Raw genomic sequence first — 15,545 nt, 5'->3', positions numbered from 1 at the left:
GGGGGATTTACTTATTCCCCTGTCCGGCCTTCTTGGCAACGACGCCGGATTATCAAACTATGGGTAGGAGAAAAAAATGTATAAACAGTCGGCTTATGCATTAAGAGTATTCAGTACTTTTGCGCAAATGCCGGCGCAAACCTCCAAAACCATACATATATTTCCTTTTTCCAATTTTTCATGTGAATAATTATACTTGCTGCCATGTTAGATTATTGCTATCATTACGATATTGAAAGAAGAGAAAGGGTGGGAATATTTTGAGCAAGAGAGCTTATAATTTCAACGCCGGTCCGGCGGCTTTACCTCTTGAGGTACTAGAGCGCGCGCAGGCGGAATTCGTCGATTTCCGGGAGACTGGAATGTCGATTATGGAAATGTCGCACCGCGGAGCCGTATACGAATCCGTTCACAACGAAGCGCAGGAACGTCTGCTTTCGCTTTTGGGCAATCCGCAGGGCTATAAAGTATTATTCATTCAAGGCGGCGCCACGACGCAGTTCGCCATGATTCCGATGAATTTCCTCTCCGAAGGCCAAGTGGGCAGCTACGTAATGACGGGAAGCTGGGCCGATAAAGCGTTCAAGGAAGCCAAAATCGCGGGTGGAGCTCATGTTGCGGCTACATCCGAAGACAAGAAATTCCTTGCCATCCCGGATCTCGGTTCGATCAAGCCTGCGGACAACGCAGCCTACCTGCACATTACTTCCAACGAAACGATTGAAGGCACCCAGTATAGCGAGTTCCCGGATACCGGATCTCTTCCGCTGATTGCGGATATGTCGAGCGATATCTTGAGCCGCGCGTTTGACGTTAACAAGTTCGGACTGATTTATGCCGGCGCGCAAAAAAATCTCGGACCTTCGGGTGTAACCGTTGTGATCGCGAAAGAAGAGCTCATTGCTGAATCTCCTTCCAACATTCCGACAATCTTGCGGTACAGCACCCATTACAAAAATAACTCTCTCTACAATACGCCGCCATCCTATTCGATCTACATGGTTAACCAAGTCCTGAAATGGATCGAAGAGCAGGGTGGCCTGGCCGGCGTCGAAGCGAAGAACCGCGATAAGGCCGGATTGCTGTATAACACCATCGACGGCAGCGGCGGGTTCTACCGTGGCGTAGCGGAGCTGGGAAGCCGCTCCATCATGAACGTTACGTTCCGGATGCAGTCCGAAGAGCTGGAGAAGAAATTTATCAAGGCGTCGGAGCAGGAAGGCTTCGTCGGTCTTAAAGGACACCGCAGTGTAGGAGGACTTCGCGCTTCCATTTATAACGCCGTTCCTTATGAGAGCATCAAGGCGCTGACCGATTTCATGAGTCACTTCCAGAAGACTCAAGGCTAATCAACCATTCAGGAGAAATCAGAAGACCTTCCGCCGCTGGCGGAAGGTCTTCTAAACGAATGGATACTTTTTTCAAAATCCCCGCAAAGTAACGGAGGCATGGCTTCGATCGCAAGCTCCGCTTTGAGAGGTTATTTACCTGCGCTGGAAATCTTGGAACCGTTAGGAGAGACTTGCATGGCACTTCACATTGTACTGGTAGAGCCGGAGATTCCGGCCAACACGGGGAACATTTCCCGCACCTGCGCGGCAACCGGCACCCATCTGCATTTGGTGCGTCCCCTCGGCTTCCGTACCGACGATGCTACCCTGAAGCGGGCCGGACTGGATTATTGGCACGCTGTTCACATTGAATATCACGATTCTTTCGGAGAAGTCCTGGAGATGTATCCGGAAGGACGTTTCTTTTATGCAACGACCAAGGCTGACAAGCGGTACACCGATTATTCTTTTCGGGACGGCGACTTTTTTGTATTCGGCAAAGAAACGAAAGGATTACCGGAGAGCATCCTGAATGCAGGACGGGAAACAACGATGCGTATGCCGATGACCGGAGATGTAAGATCGCTCAATTTGTCCAATTCGGCGGCAATTATCGTATACGAGGCACTCCGGCAGCTGAACTTTCCGGGGTTGACCTAAAGAAGTTACAGAAATTTATTTTTTATCAGCAGGATTCGACATTTCGGCATCGAATTATTCAACGTAATGGAAATTTAATCATATTTATTAATCAGTTGAATAGGAAAGGTGTGCGTTAGATGAAGCCTGCTGGTGTAGTGCGCAAGGTGGATCAGCTCGGCAGAATTGTTCTGCCCAAATCCCTGCGTAAAAGGTATCAAATGAATGAGGGGGACCCTGTTGAAATTTTGGTTCAGGGGGACCATATCATTTTGGAACGTTATCGTCCCAAATGCGTATTTTGCGGTTCGATGGAAGAGGTTAGCGAATATAAGGAACGTTACATTTGCGGCCAATGCCTGAGTGAAATGACCCAACTGCAAAGACACGCTTAAGCAAAATAGAATCTTCCCGAAGCGCTTCAAGCCGTAAGCGTATTCGCCGGAAGCCGAGCGCCGCATGAATGCGGCGCTTTCTCTTTTAGCGGATGCGAATCTCCCGCCCCAATAAGAATCTCCTTCCTTTCTTTCTCTATAATTCCCTGAACTAAAAAAGCCTCCTCCTTGATTCCGGAGGAAGCGCAGCCTTTATAGGCCCTTGGTCTTATCATCATTATAAGAGGCGGTAAGAATTCCGGCTAAAAACAGCAGGAATACAAGGAAGACAATCCAAAAGGTCAATGAGAACGACATTCAATGCACCTCCGAAAGGAAATGTTGTCATCACTATTATTATAACCGGGCTGTAAATAAAAACAAATGTTATTGTGATATGCCGCATAGACATTATTGTCGCTACTTTTATTTGAAAAATAAAAAGCTTGTCGGCACCGGCCGCAGAGCGCCGTCCGACGGCCTGTTAACGACTCGTCCGTTAAATACGAGCGAGGTGGAACCCCCGCCATCCAGATTAAAGGCATCGCTTACGCCCATCCGGTACAGCTTGTCCTGAAGTTCCTCCAGCGTAGCTCCCGAGCTGCCGTTCTCATTGTAGCCCTCGGCTACGATAATTAGCAGCTGATCGTCTTTGTATTTGCCGATTGCGGTGCGCGGCGCCCGTCTCGGGGACATCTCCCATTTCGCGGGTATCTCCGTTTTGTAACCGCTCTGCAGCAGCACCGGCACAAAGGAAGCTCCAAACGCCGGCTTCAACTCGTCGAGCTGCTCTCGGCTGTGAAACTTCCCGCCGATCAGCCGCCCGTTCTTGTTCAGCCCAACGAAGCTTAAATCCTTGTAGCTGGGTTCAAAGCCCGTTAAATATTGACCGCCCACGATCGTGGTGCTGAGCGGGTATCTTTTGCCGTTCTGATCGGCAAAGCCTCCGGCGTTAATGCCGGCGACGGCCCCGTACCGGTTGGCTGCCTGGAGCGTTGTTTCCGAGTTGCCGGGACCTCCCTCTCCGAGACTCATGGTCATCGCCGTCTTATCCTTGAGCTTGATCTTCATCGCGTAGCCTGTATAACTACCGGGATTGACCCGGTATAACTCTATCGTAATCCGGCTGCTGTTAATGGTATCGTACGGAAAGCCGAGCTTGGCCGTAATGCGCCGGTTGTATATCGACTCCGGGCGGCCCGCCTGTGTCTTGGCCTTATCCACAATCGCATTCATGGCGGCGGTCGTTTCCGTGTACCGCTTCGCGCTGGAGCTTACGGCGTGGATAGTGTAGGTGGCAGTGTCCTGGGCGTTGTCCAGCTGATCCTTGATTCCGGACGTCAGCTGCACAGGACCCGCAGAAGGCGCAAACCGCTGCGTTTCCAGCTTCAGCGTAAGTGACGGCCGATACAACGTCAGGCACAGCAGCAGGCCGATGAACGGGGCGGTAACGAGCATAAAGAAACGGTTTACTCTTTTGACCGGCGTTATCATTTCAGCAGATCCATCTCTTTCTGCAACGCGTCCAGCTGCTTGCGGACTTCGCTTAACTGGGTGTACAGCTTGTTGCTGTTGTCCGTCTTTGTACTTGCATTATCTTTGGTAAAAGTAAGAAGCTCATTGAACGACTGCACTTTATCCTGCAATTCGCTTACTTCTTGTGAAAGAACCGACAGTTTCTCCTCGTAATCCGCTTGCACCCCGGCCAACTGCTGCTGGCTCTGCGCGGCAAGCTGCTTAAGCATCTGATCCTTCAAATGATTTGTATAGCCGTACACGGCATAGCCGCCTGCGGCGATCACGATTAACCAGAACAGCAGGAACCATTTGACGGAGGAGCCGTTTCTCGTCGCGGCGCGTGAAGGATACGCGTCCGGCGATTTCATTGACGGCTGCATAAATTAATCACCTCGAACCTATTTGTGAGACCCTATTCTACCAGAATTGCGCCAGTTTCGCAAAAAGATTAGAGGAAGATTCAGGAAAAAAGTAATTGCATCCTTTCAAAGCAGTGCGTTACAATTTCACTAGATTATTCAATGCATAAATGTATCCAAGGCATAGGAAAAAAGGCGGAATATCATTGCATCAATCTTAAAAGATCAGAACGCATGACCTGTGCTTTTATTCTTGTTCTGATCTTTTTACGAGAAACGGATGCCTCCTCTTTCAGAGGGGCCCTCAGCCGTTTCTTCTTATTCGCATCATCCGGGAAACGCGAAATGCATGCCTTTGTCGGGTAAATTACATAGTAGCAGGAGGTTTGGGCTTTAATGAGGAAGGTTTGGCAGGTAGTGATTATGGGCTGTCATCCCACGAGTATGCTGGGAACGAAATTGATACTGGAAGAGGCGGGAAATCTGATTGTACTCGGAACCTATTCCGATTGGGAGGAAGGAGCCGTCATGGTCCGGGAGGAGCAGCCGGAGCTGGTGCTTCTGGACTATTGTATGCCGGATGACATGATCGAGACGATACTGCCCGGAATGAAAAAAGAGGCTTCGGCGTCCCATTTTGTCGTTATGACCGATAGAGAAGGCAGGGAACTGCTTCTGCCGCTGTTAAAATTGGGAGCGAGCGGCATTATTTCCAAAGGAGCGTCGCCGAGCCAACTGCTGCAGATGATCGAAGGACTCAGGGAAGGCTTTCTGTCTATGCCGCTCGACTGGCTGGAGATGGGGATCTGGCCAATCAGTACGTCCGAAGAAGGAGATGTCCTGCTGAAGCTTACCCCGACCGAGAGATTTATTATGGAGCGGATCGTCCAGGGAATCACCTACGATAAAATTGCGACGGAGGTTGAAGTGAGCCGCCGATCCATTGACAATTATCTGCGCAAGATTTATGTTAAACTCGAAGTTTCCACACGGGCACAGGCAATTGAGAAGTATGCGCTGTATTCGCGTCAGGTCCGACACGTGTACGCATAGCATCCGGCGGGGCGTCATAACGCGGCTTCCTCCGGAATATTCATTCATGAGAGCATGAAGGGAGGGACGCCGCATGAAATATGATTTTTCCGCCCGGGCGCATACGCTGATGTCTTCGCCGCTGCTGAGCATCCGGACACAGACCCGCAGAGGTTCCGTGATTTCTCTGGCCGAAGAGCTGCCGGCGGAAGAACTGTTCCCGCTGCCATTGCTGGCCGAAGCGGCGTCTACCGTTATTTCGGCCGATGCGCAGGCGCTTCAATACGGAGATCCCGAAGGATACGGGCCGCTGAGAGAATGGCTGGCAGAGGATTGGCTGAAGAGCAAAGGAGTACATATTTCCCGGGACGGCGTTCTGCTGACAACGGGCAGCCAGCAGGCGGTAGATCTTCTGTCCCGGGTATACATTGATCCGGGCGACTGCGTGCTTGTGGAAAATCCCACTTCTCCCGGTTTCCTGCAGGCGCTGCGGATGCAGGGAGCGGTCATTATTCCGGTCAATGGCGACCGCGAGGGACTGCTGCCGGAGGATTTGCGGGAGAAGATTATTAGGAACCATCCCAAATTGCTGTTTGCCGCACCGAGTTTTACGAATCCGAGCGGCATCCTCTGGAGTCTGAAGCGCCGTAAAGAAGTGCTGGAGCTGTGCATTTCTCATAATGTGCTCATTTTGGAAGATGATTCTTATGGAGATCTGCATTTCAAGAGCCAGGATCGGAGCGGTCGTAAATATCCTTCTCTATATGCGCTGGAAGACGCGAGTGAGAGCGGACATGTGCTGTACATCGGTTCTTTCAGCAAGACGGTGGCGCCAGCGCTTCGGACGGGCTGGGCGGCGGGCAGCCGTGAGCTGATCAATGTAATGGCGGCCGCAAAGGGAATGGCGGATTGGCAGTCCAGTTCGCTGAACCAGCGTTTACTGTACCATCTGCTGCATGTGTCCGCGTTCGATCTGCGCGATCATATTGCGCTGCTGAACCGCGAATACGGCACAAGGCTGAAGCTGATGGCAGAGCTGCTCAAGCGCGCCGCCTGGAAGGACAGCACTTACGATCTTCCTTCCGGCGGAATGTTCCTGTGGGTTTCGCTGCCGGAAGGACTGGATGCCGGAATTTTGCTGAAAAACGCCCTCCGCAAGGGCGTCGTCTTCCTGCCGGGGCCGCTCTGTACGGCCGACGACAGCGGTAGCCGTTATATCCGTCTTAATTTTAGCCATCCCGGCCGCGACGAGCTGCTGCTTGGGATGAATTTGATGAGCGAAGCCGTAACGGAATTTACGGCCCGCAGTTAATGAGAATATACGCGGCGGAGTTGCTTCCGCAGGCATAACCAAAGAGCCCATTCTCCAGACCGTCCTGGAGAATGGGCTCTTTTTCCGCGCGGCTGCGCAAGGAAGTTGATGTTAATCTTCCCCGGCGTTTATACGGTCCGCCAGCGACTGGGAGACCGACACGGCCGCATATTCCAGCAGCGCCGCGCTTCCCGCCGCCTCAAGCGTATACCGGCCGCGGACGACCCGCTTGAACCAGCCGTAGTAGTTGTTCTGCAGGATAGCCGCCGCCGCGGGCACCCCGCTGCGCCGACGCAGCTCCGCCGGTGTCACGCCCCTCGGCGGCGCGCTCCCCGTCGCCGCGCTGCAGGGCACAGCGACGGCCTTCGCCGCAGCCGTGCCGCCGCCGGCCCCCGCGGCAGAGCGCGGCTCGCCCACGGCGGCAGCCAGGGCGGCCTCGCGCTCCGCCGCTTCCAGCGCGGCGGCTACGCGCAGTGCCTTCTCGCGGTAGGCGGTGACGAGCTTCACGCGCGCGCTGCCGCCCGTGTTGTAGTCACCGCTGCGCTCCCGGAACTCGCAGAGCAGCCGCTCCCGCCGCCGTCCGCCGCCCCGGGCCGGGCCGGCAGGCGCTTCGGGCTCCGCCAGCACCTCCACCAGCGGGGCCTTCGTCTTGTAGAAGACGACCGTGACAAGCCCGAGTCCCAGGCGGCGGCACAGGCTGCTGAGTTCGCCCCAGCGCTGGCTCGCGGCCCCTTTTTTCTCCCGGCACCTCTCGACCGCCAAATAGACGACCGGACTCAGCTTCAGCCGCTCGATCCCTTGCAGCAGCAGGGAGAGATTGAAGGTCTTCTTCATCTCAACAATCAGCGGCGGTTCTCCGTCTTCCCGGACGCCGACCAAGTCGCAGGAGCGTACCTCGCCCTTGATCACATAGCCTTGTCGTTCAAAAAATTTTTTTAAAGGAGCATACAGCTCTGTCTCGCGCTTCACCGCCATAGTTTGTCTCCTTTGTCACATTTACAGCCGATTCTCTATTATAGCACATCAAAAAAGAGGTCAATATTTCGGGTTTTCCGCATAGGTATGTATTACACTTTTCGAATGCAGACCCGCTGGGCGGCGGAAGCGTCGGAAGGGACGGCGGCAGGCAGGCGGATATTTGGCGAGGGCAACCGGGCGAAGCCCGATGGACATCACGCGAGGGTCACAAGAGCGCAAGGTGAGGAGGCAGCGAGCAATGGATATTTTTGAACGTATAGCATCGTACCGGGCAGAGAACGAACGTATGGCATGGAGCGGAACCTTCAAGGAATATATAGAACTGCTAAGAAAAGATCCCACTCCCGCCAAAACAGCCCATGCCCGTGTGTATGACATGATCAAATCGCATGGTGTGGAGGAAATCAACGGCCGCAAACGCTATAAATTTTTCGAGCAGGAAATTTTTGGACTGGACCGCGCCGTCGAGAAGCTGGTGGAGGAGTACTTCCATTCGGCCGCGCGGCGGCTGGATGTGCGCAAACGGATACTGCTGCTGATGGGTCCGGTGAGCGGCGGCAAATCGACGCTGGTTACGCTGCTGAAGCGCGGGCTGGAGCAGTACTCCCGCACGATGCAGGGGGCGGTATATGCGATCGAAGGATGCCCGATGCACGAGGAGCCGCTGCATTTGATACCGGGTGAACTGCGTCCGGAGATTGAGAAGGAGCTGGGGGTGCGCATCGAGGGTAACCTGTGCCCTTCCTGCCAGATGCGGCTGAAAAATGAGTTCAGCGGCGACATTGAGAAAATGAAGGTAGTGCGGGTGCTTCTGTCGGAAGAAGAGCGTATCGGCATCGGAACATTCAGCCCGTCCGACCCGAAATCGCAGGATATCGCCGACTTGACAGGCAGCATCGACTTTTCGACTATAACCGAATTCGGTTCGGAATCCGATCCCCGGGCTTACCGCTTCGACGGCGAGCTGAACAAGGCCAACCGCGGACTGATGGAGTTCCAGGAAATGCTGAAATGCGACGAGAAGTTCCTGTGGAACCTGCTGTCGCTGACGCAGGAGGGCAATTTCAAGGCCGGACGGTTTGCGCTGATCAGCGCCGACGAGCTTATTGTCGCCCACACGAACGAAACGGAGTACAAGGCGTTTATTTCGAATAAGAAGAACGAGGCGCTTCAGTCGCGGATGATCGTTATGCCGGTTCCTTACAATCTGAAGGTCTCGGAAGAGGAAAAGATTTACGCCAAGCTGATCGCCCAGAGCGACATGAAGCATGTGCATATAGCGCCTCACGCGCTGCGTGCTGCCGCGATTTTCTCCGTCTTGACAAGGCTTAGGGAGAGCAAGAAGCAGGGCATGGACCTCATCAAAAAGCTGCGGATGTACGACGGCGAAGAGGTCGAAGGCTACAAGGAAGCCGACCTGAAGGAGATGCAGAACGAATATCTGGACGAAGGCATGTCCGGGATCGATCCCCGTTATGTTATCAACCGCATCTCCAGCGCGCTGATCAAGGGCGATCTGGAATGCATGAACGCGCTTGATGTGCTGCGGGCGATTAAGGACGGCCTGGACCAGCATCCTTCGATTACGAAGGAGGAGCGGGAGCGGTATTTGAACTTCATTTCCATCGCCCGGAAAGAATACGACACGCTGGCCAAGAACGAAGTGCAGAAGGCGTTCGTCTACTCTTTCGAGGAGTCGGCCAAGACGCTGTTCGAGAACTATCTCGATAATATCGAGGCGTTCTGCAACTGGACCAAAATCCGCGATCCGCTGACCGACGAGGAGATGGAGCCGGATGAGCGGCTGATGCGTTCCATCGAGGAACAGATCGGCATCTCGGAGAATGCCAAGAAGGCTTTCCGCGAAGAGATTCTGATCCGGATTTCCGCGTATTCCCGCAAGGGCAAAAAGTTCGAGTACAGCAACCACGACCGTCTCCGTGAAGCGATCGAGAAGAAGCTGTTCACGGACCTCAAGGATATCGTCAAGATCACGACTTCGTCCAAAACCCCGGATGAAAGCCAGCTGAAGCGGATCAACGAGGTTTCCCGCCGGCTGATCGATGAGCATAACTACTGCCCGATCTGCGCCAACGAACTGCTGCGGTATGTGGGGAGCCTGCTGAACCGGTAAGCATTGTATAGAACACATACGGCAAGTACGCGACAAATCTATAAGAAGGACCGCTGGCGGCAGCGGTCCTTTTTTTCATCTATTATATAATCATTTCACTATATGAAGAATCATCAATAGTGATCAGCAGCCAAGGAGCGGCCGCGTCGCTCCATACTCGGTTACTCTTTTTTTCTCAGAAAAAATTCAGACTCGGGGGGCGCAATATCATATATAATAGATTTCAATGTACTATTGACAGGGGCGAGAACATGAAAAAACGATGTTACATTTTACCCTCCATTCTTTTTTTGTTCTTCTTTTCTTATGGGCGTATCCTCTTATATCTGCAGAAGGATATCCATGTGGGATTTACCGCACTCTATGCTCCAACCTTAAAGGATATCGGAATCGGCATTTTGATTTTGCTCGTTTGTTATGCGCTTTCCAAGGCAAATCTTATCGCTTCGTATGTTCTGGCGCTGGTACTGGGCGTTTTCCATTTGGCGAATGTCGAATATATTTACGCACTGGACCATGTGGTTAATCTGAAAGATATCACCATGGCGTCGGACAAGGAATTTATTGCGGGCACGTTGTTTCACGTCAGCTTCCCGGTCTATTCCATCCTGCTGATGGCGTCTCTTATGGCGTCGATCTTTTTTCTGCGCAAGCTGCCGTTGTTCAAGCTAAAGACCAAACGGTATAATCTGCTCGCATTCGCCGGGCTGCTGATTCTCTATCTGGTCATCGCCGTTCAATCTAGCGGGGATTGGAAGAACGGCAATTTCGTCTCGGCTTCGATCCGCAATTCCGTCGCACTGCTGACTTTCAATGAGGAAGCGCTAACGGACTACCCTCCGGATATCGAGCGGCAGATCAACACTTCGCAGCAGCTCAAAGACGGCGAATATTTGCTTAACAATCATACGGGCAAGAAAAATATTCTGATGGTCGTCATGGAAGGCATTCCCGGCGCTTATTCGCCCGCCAACCAGGAGTTTCTGAATATACCGAACGATATCAAGATGAGCAGCCTGGATAAAATCAAGGATCACAGCCTCATACTTCCCAACTACATTACCCATAACAATCAGACGATAAGAGGGATGTACTCGCTTGTCAGCGGAGACTATCCCAAGATGGACGCGTCCACGCCGAAGGCGTACGAATATTTGCAAAAAGACCCCAGCTACCGCGAAGAGCTTCTGCCGAAGCTGCTGAAGAACCGGGGCTATAATACGGCGTTTATCCAGGCGGCGGAGCTGGAGTATATGTCCAAGGGCGATTTCATGACGGCGGCGGGCTTCGATACAGTAATCGGCGGGGAGAGCTTCAGGAATCCTTACGTTCCCTTCGGATGGGGACCCGATGACAAAGCTTTTTTCGAGCAATCGCAAAAATATATCGACGAACTGAACGGCAAGGGCAAGCCGTGGTTTGCCGCCATGCTGACGGTCGGAACGCATCATCCCTACGCGGTGACGGACGATTACGCGAAGCAGTATCCGAGCCGCAAGGCGGCGGCTGTGGCTTATCTGAATGAGGCGCTGTCCGGGTTCATCGATTATATTGATCATTCAAGCTTTGCCAAAGACACTCTGGTGCTGTTCGTGTCCGACGAATCGCATGGGGTCAATGACCAGCCTTACGGCTCGAACTGGGGGGTTTTTGCGGCGTATTCACCCGATATTGACGGCCAGATTATTAACGACGGCGTTTACGGACAGAAGGATATTCTCCTTTCGCTCCTGGATTATGCTGACCCCGATCTGGATGCTTACACCACAGGCCGAAGCGTGTTCCGAAAATATACCGAAGATTCGCCAATCCTGTTCGCTTCCCACTATAATGGCGATATTTTTTACTCGACTGAGAAGGGGACCGTGTATCAGGTGGATAACAGCGGCCAGCTGTACAGCCTGACTTCCGAGAACGGGGAGCTGTTCAGCAGCAAGTACGGGAGAACTTCCCTGTCGGACAGCACGCTGAAAAAGAAAATATTGACTTACAAAAATTACATCGACAAGTCCTCGGCGGGGGATCAGAAAATCGTCATCACCAAAGACAAGGAAATCCCTCTTACGGACGGAGGGGAAGCCGTCGTTACCGACGGACAGTTCATCACGCTCCCTGCGGAATCGTATGTCGACATCCAGGTGGACTATGATGCTTCCTCGATGGCCGCCGCAGATTGGCTCGTTCTGAAGTTTGAGGATTACAGCGGCCACAAAAGCGTACGAATGATCGACAAGCAGAACAGGAGCGGCAAAATAACGTTCCGGTTCTACAATGAAAAGGTGGGCTACGGGTACGCCTTCAATCTGAAGACCGCCCTCCATTCCAATGATTATTCGGGCGCCGATAAGGCAATCCGAATCAACAGGATTACCGTTGAATTTTCAAAGACCGTTTCGGCGGCCAGCCCTTCGCCGGCGGCAAGCGCCGGAATGTCGGCAGGTCCGACGCCGTCTGCCAGCTCCGGGCCGGAGCATGTGGAGGTCGTCGACATGGATGCAGGGAATGAGTAGGCGAAAGAAATGCTTCAAAAAGGCAAAGCCCGCGGACGATTGTCCCCGGGCTTTTCGGTTTGACGGCGCATCCTGCCGTCTCTGCATATCAACGGCACCTTCGCTATCGGCTCAGACGAACTTCCGCAGCACCTTTTTGCCGTCATAGGAGAAGCACGCTTTCTTGTCTTCGATGACGGTCTCCAGATGGACGGTCTTTCCCCAAAGAGTGTATATATGAGGCAGCGTGCGTTCCAGATACTTCAGATCCAGCTCGATGCCCTCATAGCGGTGGACGATGTACAGTTCGCCGTTTCGCTCAAAGTTGCCGTCCTGCACGACCAGATAAGGCGAACCACCGTTAATGCGGGCCTGCACCAGCTGATCCCTGACATTTTCCCAGGCCTTGTCGGTGATCTTCCATTCCGGCCCTTTCTTCTCGAAGACGTACAGATCGAGATCCTCGACCAATTCTTTGGTCAGATAGCTGCGGATGAAGGAGATATCGGAGTCGAGCTCGCGCACCTCGAAGATTTTGTCCCGGTCCCAGCGGCGCTCAATATCTTCGAGTATCTTCAGGCCCAAATAATACGGATTCAGGCTCTGGCGGGAGGGCTGCACGACCGAAGAATTCAGCTTGGCGTACTCGACCGTCTCCTCCGGCGTCAGGTCCAGCTCCCGCATGATGCGCTGATGCCAGTACGAAGCCCAGCCTTCGTTCATGATCTTCGTCTCCATCTGCGGCCAGAAGTAGAGCATTTCGTCATGCAGCATGGTCATAATATCGCGCTGCCAGTCCTCCAGGCTGGCGGAGTACTGCTGAATGAACCAGACGACATCCTTCTCAGGCTCCGCAGGGAAGGGTTTATATCCGGCCGCCGGATTCTGTGCGGAGGCTTCGGCGTCCTTATCGAGCCGCCAAAGTTCCTCGTAAGGGCTGGCATCCAGGATATCCTGCGCCGATTCCCGGCGCTCCTTCAGCCGCCCCTCAACCAAACGGCTGTTGCCCGGCTGGTCCTGGCGGATCAGACTCGGGTCGATATGCTCCTGAATGGCCAGAACGGCGTCGATGAAGCTCTCAACCGTGTCCGTCCCGTACTTGATCGCATACTCGCCGATCCGGTCCGCCGTGGCCGACATGCTTTCCACCATGTTCCGGTTCGACTGGGAGAAGCGCATATTGTTCTTGAAGAAGTCGCAGTGCGCGAGCACGTGGGCGACGATCAGCTTGTTCTGGACCAGCGAGTTGCCGTCGAGAAGAAAGGCGTAGCACGGATTGGAATTGATGACCAATTCGTATATTTTGCTCAGACCGAAATCATATTGAGACTTCATCTTGTGAAACGTCTTGCCGAAGCTCCAGTGGCCGAAACGCGTCGGCATTCCGTAAGCTCCGAATGTATAGATAATATCGGCAGGGCAAATCTCGTAGCGCATGGGATAGAAATCCAGGCCGAAGCCGGAGGCGATCTCCGTTATCTCCGCTATAGCCTTCTCAAGTGCCTGTATCTCGTCGCTGGGCATGTACCCATCTCCTTTCCACCTGTGAATCCTGTCAGCGGCAGAGCCGTTCACAAGATGTATATGGCTGGAGGAAGGGGGTTATGCCCCCTAAGAGCAGATGAGGATCTGTTAAAGGCTGTTGGAATTGAAAAAAATACATTAAAGCAAAGCAATAAAATAACCTAACGATAAAACACACATTTATCGTTAGGTTATTCTTCGTCAGGATCTATTCCCCAGAAAAGATAATGCGACAACCCTGTATTTGCAAAGTACCACGCATCGACATACACCTCATGAAGATCTTCGTCAATTCTATAAATAATGACCACATTGCCAATCATAGTCCAGTAATATCCGTTAAATTCAAAGCCAGGAAAGTCAGAAACTCCATCAGCTTTGTATTTCGGCTCATCAGCTAAAACAGATTTAGAACGCCTGAAGACATTCATCGGGTCTACTTTAAATTCCTTCGTTCGTGCAAGAGCTACCCGCGCATAGGTGGTCCAGAGAACCTTGTAACGATCAATTTACATACCCGGCCTCATCCACTAATTTTGCAAACTCTTCTTCGCTGTCACTGTATGTGGAGATGCCATTCTTACGATCCTTCTGAGCTTGCTGAAGTTGGGATAGAACGCCGTCATCTTTAAAAATGACTGAAGTCATTCTTTTCTTTTGTTCCTCTGTAAATGTAGGCTGTTTATCAAAGCTGTGCTCCAATTGTTCTTTGGAAATGGACATTCGGATCACCTGCCTTTTTGTCACTATAACATAAGCGAGATGGTTTTCTTATGTTAAGATTACACTAATTAACACTTAAGCATCGTTAAGTTATGACTTAATCCCTAGAAACGGAATCTATCTTCTCTTTGAAACAGGTGAGTACGGACATGATGCAGATCGAATCGTTCGGGTAGGGACTCATACAGGTCCTAACCAACTATGGTCACGCTTGAAGCAGCATTTTGTACAGGAGAACAAGGATCGCAGCATTTTTCGCAAAAACATAGGCAGGTGCCTTCTGAAGCGAGACAAAGATCTATATGCCAGTGTATGGGAGCTTGATTTTACAACGCGGGCAGCCAAACTCTATAATGGTCATTTAATAGATCAAGCTTATCAGTCAAATATCGAGAGCAGGGTAAGTGATTACATTCGAGAGCATTTTTCATTTGTTGTGCTTTGCGGTGGCCTGTCAAAAGTATGCCCAGACTTTCTTCGATCATTGGGTAATTCTGTCCGCGAAATATGGTTTTCTATTTCCTGAGGATATAATTCCAGAGGACTATAACGTGTCTTTCATTAAACCTTCCAATGAGACCATTCATATCGATCAATTAAAAGAACAAGCTGAGAGCAAGGGGGTGTCCGCTTATAAGGAAATTACGGTGCTGGGCGGCAAGCATTATACAGAGCGAGCTAAAGCTGTGTTTACTCAGGGACAGGAGTTGTTATTTCCTCTGAGTGATTGTACGGGTATCGGCTACATGCTGCAAAAGCTGACCCGAGCGCTGGAAAAACAGGACACGATAACGGGAGAATCTTTGGAATCACCGTCTAAAGTTATTACACAGCATCCTTTAAAAAAACATGAAGTTCAGTCAAAGAATGGTACGGAGAATAACGTTGGAAAGTATATTTCACTTCATCAGTCTTTACTGCATACCGAAGGAGAGCAAGTGGTCATGACTATTGGTCAAATTGAAACGGTACTAGGTTTCGCCCTGCCTCCTTCTGCAAATAAATATCGTCCGTGGTGGGCTAATACGCTGACGAATTCACAAGCCAAGTCGTGGCTTCTCGCAGGTTGGGAAGTGGATTCGGTTACGCTTGGAGTAGAGATAGTATTTAGAAAAATAAGCGAGGTGTAGCT

Annotated in this window: 16 protein-coding genes; 10 read left to right on the top strand and 6 right to left on the bottom strand. The window is 51.9% G+C overall.

Features of this window, described 5'->3' with window-relative positions:
- The first annotated feature begins 257 nt into the window (after nucleotides 1–257).
- From serC to EH198_RS06345, 3 genes are all read left to right on the top strand, one after another.
- Entirely contained in the window at nucleotides 258–1,349 is a 1,092-nt protein-coding gene (gene serC / locus EH198_RS06355; RefSeq protein ID WP_185702788.1) for a 3-phosphoserine/phosphohydroxythreonine transaminase, read from the top strand.
- Nucleotides 1,350–1,526: 177 nt separating this feature from the next.
- Complete coding sequence (gene trmL / locus EH198_RS06350; protein ID WP_124694711.1) at nucleotides 1,527–1,991, top strand: tRNA (uridine(34)/cytosine(34)/5-carboxymethylaminomethyluridine(34)-2'-O)-methyltransferase TrmL; 465 nt, start codon at nucleotides 1,527–1,529, stop codon at nucleotides 1,989–1,991.
- A gap of 119 nt (nucleotides 1,992–2,110) precedes the next feature.
- Nucleotides 2,111–2,365, top strand: coding sequence for an AbrB/MazE/SpoVT family DNA-binding domain-containing protein (locus EH198_RS06345; RefSeq protein WP_124694710.1), 255 nt, complete (start codon nucleotides 2,111–2,113; stop codon nucleotides 2,363–2,365).
- Nucleotides 2,366–2,770: 405 nt separating this feature from the next.
- On the opposite strand, the gene EH198_RS06340 is transcribed toward EH198_RS06345, so the two are convergent.
- Nucleotides 2,771–3,838, bottom strand: a complete 1,068-nt coding sequence (locus EH198_RS06340) for a phosphodiester glycosidase family protein (protein WP_124694709.1) — start codon at nucleotides 3,836–3,838, stop codon at nucleotides 2,771–2,773.
- Nucleotides 3,835–4,242 carry a hypothetical protein gene (locus EH198_RS06335; RefSeq protein ID WP_124694708.1) on the bottom strand — a complete coding sequence of 136 codons (408 nt, stop codon included), beginning with the start codon at nucleotides 4,240–4,242 and terminating at the stop codon, nucleotides 3,835–3,837. Before EH198_RS06335 ends, EH198_RS06340 begins: the two co-directional genes overlap by 4 nt.
- Nucleotides 4,243–4,617: 375 nt before the next feature.
- On the opposite strand from EH198_RS06335, the gene EH198_RS06330 reads away from it, so the two are divergent.
- Nucleotides 4,618–5,274: a response regulator gene (locus tag EH198_RS06330; protein WP_124694707.1), complete on the top strand. Its 657-nt coding sequence runs from the start codon at nucleotides 4,618–4,620 to the stop codon at nucleotides 5,272–5,274.
- Between the two features lie 73 nt (nucleotides 5,275–5,347).
- Complete coding sequence (locus tag EH198_RS06325; RefSeq protein ID WP_124694706.1) at nucleotides 5,348–6,565, top strand: aminotransferase-like domain-containing protein; 1,218 nt, start codon at nucleotides 5,348–5,350, stop codon at nucleotides 6,563–6,565.
- 111 nt (nucleotides 6,566–6,676) lie between these two features.
- On the opposite strand, the gene EH198_RS06320 is transcribed toward EH198_RS06325, so the two are convergent.
- Nucleotides 6,677–7,540: a DUF2161 family putative PD-(D/E)XK-type phosphodiesterase gene (locus EH198_RS06320; protein WP_124694705.1), complete on the bottom strand. Its 864-nt coding sequence runs from the start codon at nucleotides 7,538–7,540 to the stop codon at nucleotides 6,677–6,679.
- An 87-nt stretch (nucleotides 7,541–7,627) separates the two neighbouring features.
- On the opposite strand from EH198_RS06320, the gene EH198_RS24515 reads away from it, so the two are divergent.
- The 3 genes from EH198_RS24515 to EH198_RS06310 all read left to right on the top strand — a co-directional run bounded on the left by EH198_RS24515 (nucleotide 7,628) and on the right by EH198_RS06310 (nucleotide 12,187).
- Entirely contained in the window at nucleotides 7,628–7,795 is a 168-nt protein-coding gene (locus tag EH198_RS24515) for a hypothetical protein (RefSeq protein WP_185702779.1), read from the top strand.
- On the top strand, nucleotides 7,782–9,677 hold the full coding sequence (locus tag EH198_RS06315; protein ID WP_124694704.1) for a PrkA family serine protein kinase: 1,896 nt from the start codon (nucleotides 7,782–7,784) through the stop codon (nucleotides 9,675–9,677). The genes EH198_RS24515 and EH198_RS06315 overlap by 14 nt, the downstream gene beginning before the upstream one ends.
- Before the next feature lie 344 nt (nucleotides 9,678–10,021).
- Nucleotides 10,022–12,187 (top strand): LTA synthase family protein, encoded by a 2,166-nt coding sequence (locus EH198_RS06310; protein ID WP_185702778.1) that lies wholly within the window; start codon nucleotides 10,022–10,024, stop codon nucleotides 12,185–12,187.
- A gap of 111 nt (nucleotides 12,188–12,298) precedes the next feature.
- On the opposite strand, the gene EH198_RS06305 is transcribed toward EH198_RS06310, so the two are convergent.
- The 3 genes from EH198_RS06305 to EH198_RS06295 form a co-directional block, all read right to left on the bottom strand.
- Nucleotides 12,299–13,690 (bottom strand): SpoVR family protein, encoded by a 1,392-nt coding sequence (locus EH198_RS06305; RefSeq protein ID WP_124694702.1) that lies wholly within the window; start codon nucleotides 13,688–13,690, stop codon nucleotides 12,299–12,301.
- Nucleotides 13,691–13,881: 191 nt separating this feature from the next.
- Complete coding sequence (locus tag EH198_RS06300; protein WP_124694701.1) at nucleotides 13,882–14,121, bottom strand: hypothetical protein; 240 nt, start codon at nucleotides 14,119–14,121, stop codon at nucleotides 13,882–13,884.
- 73 nt (nucleotides 14,122–14,194) lie between these two features.
- On the bottom strand, nucleotides 14,195–14,413 hold the full coding sequence (locus EH198_RS06295; protein ID WP_124694700.1) for a hypothetical protein: 219 nt from the start codon (nucleotides 14,411–14,413) through the stop codon (nucleotides 14,195–14,197).
- A gap of 100 nt (nucleotides 14,414–14,513) precedes the next feature.
- Between EH198_RS06295 and EH198_RS25530 the strand changes: the two genes are divergently transcribed.
- Both EH198_RS25530 and EH198_RS06290 read left to right on the top strand, forming a co-directional pair.
- A complete protein-coding gene (locus EH198_RS25530; protein ID WP_465264411.1) occupies nucleotides 14,514–14,939 on the top strand; it encodes a GIY-YIG domain-containing protein in 426 nt (141 codons plus the stop codon).
- Nucleotides 14,821–15,543, top strand: coding sequence for a DUF7662 domain-containing protein (locus tag EH198_RS06290; RefSeq protein WP_465264410.1), 723 nt, complete (start codon nucleotides 14,821–14,823; stop codon nucleotides 15,541–15,543). Before EH198_RS25530 ends, EH198_RS06290 begins: the two co-directional genes overlap by 119 nt.
- Nucleotides 15,544–15,545: the final 2 nt, after the last annotated feature.

The organism is Paenibacillus rhizophilus (assembly GCF_003854965.1).
Lineage (GTDB): Bacteria > Bacillota > Bacilli > Paenibacillales > Paenibacillaceae > Paenibacillus_AQ > Paenibacillus_AQ rhizophilus.
Note: the sequence above shows the minus strand (reverse complement) of the source record. Positions and strands in the feature narration are given on the sequence as shown.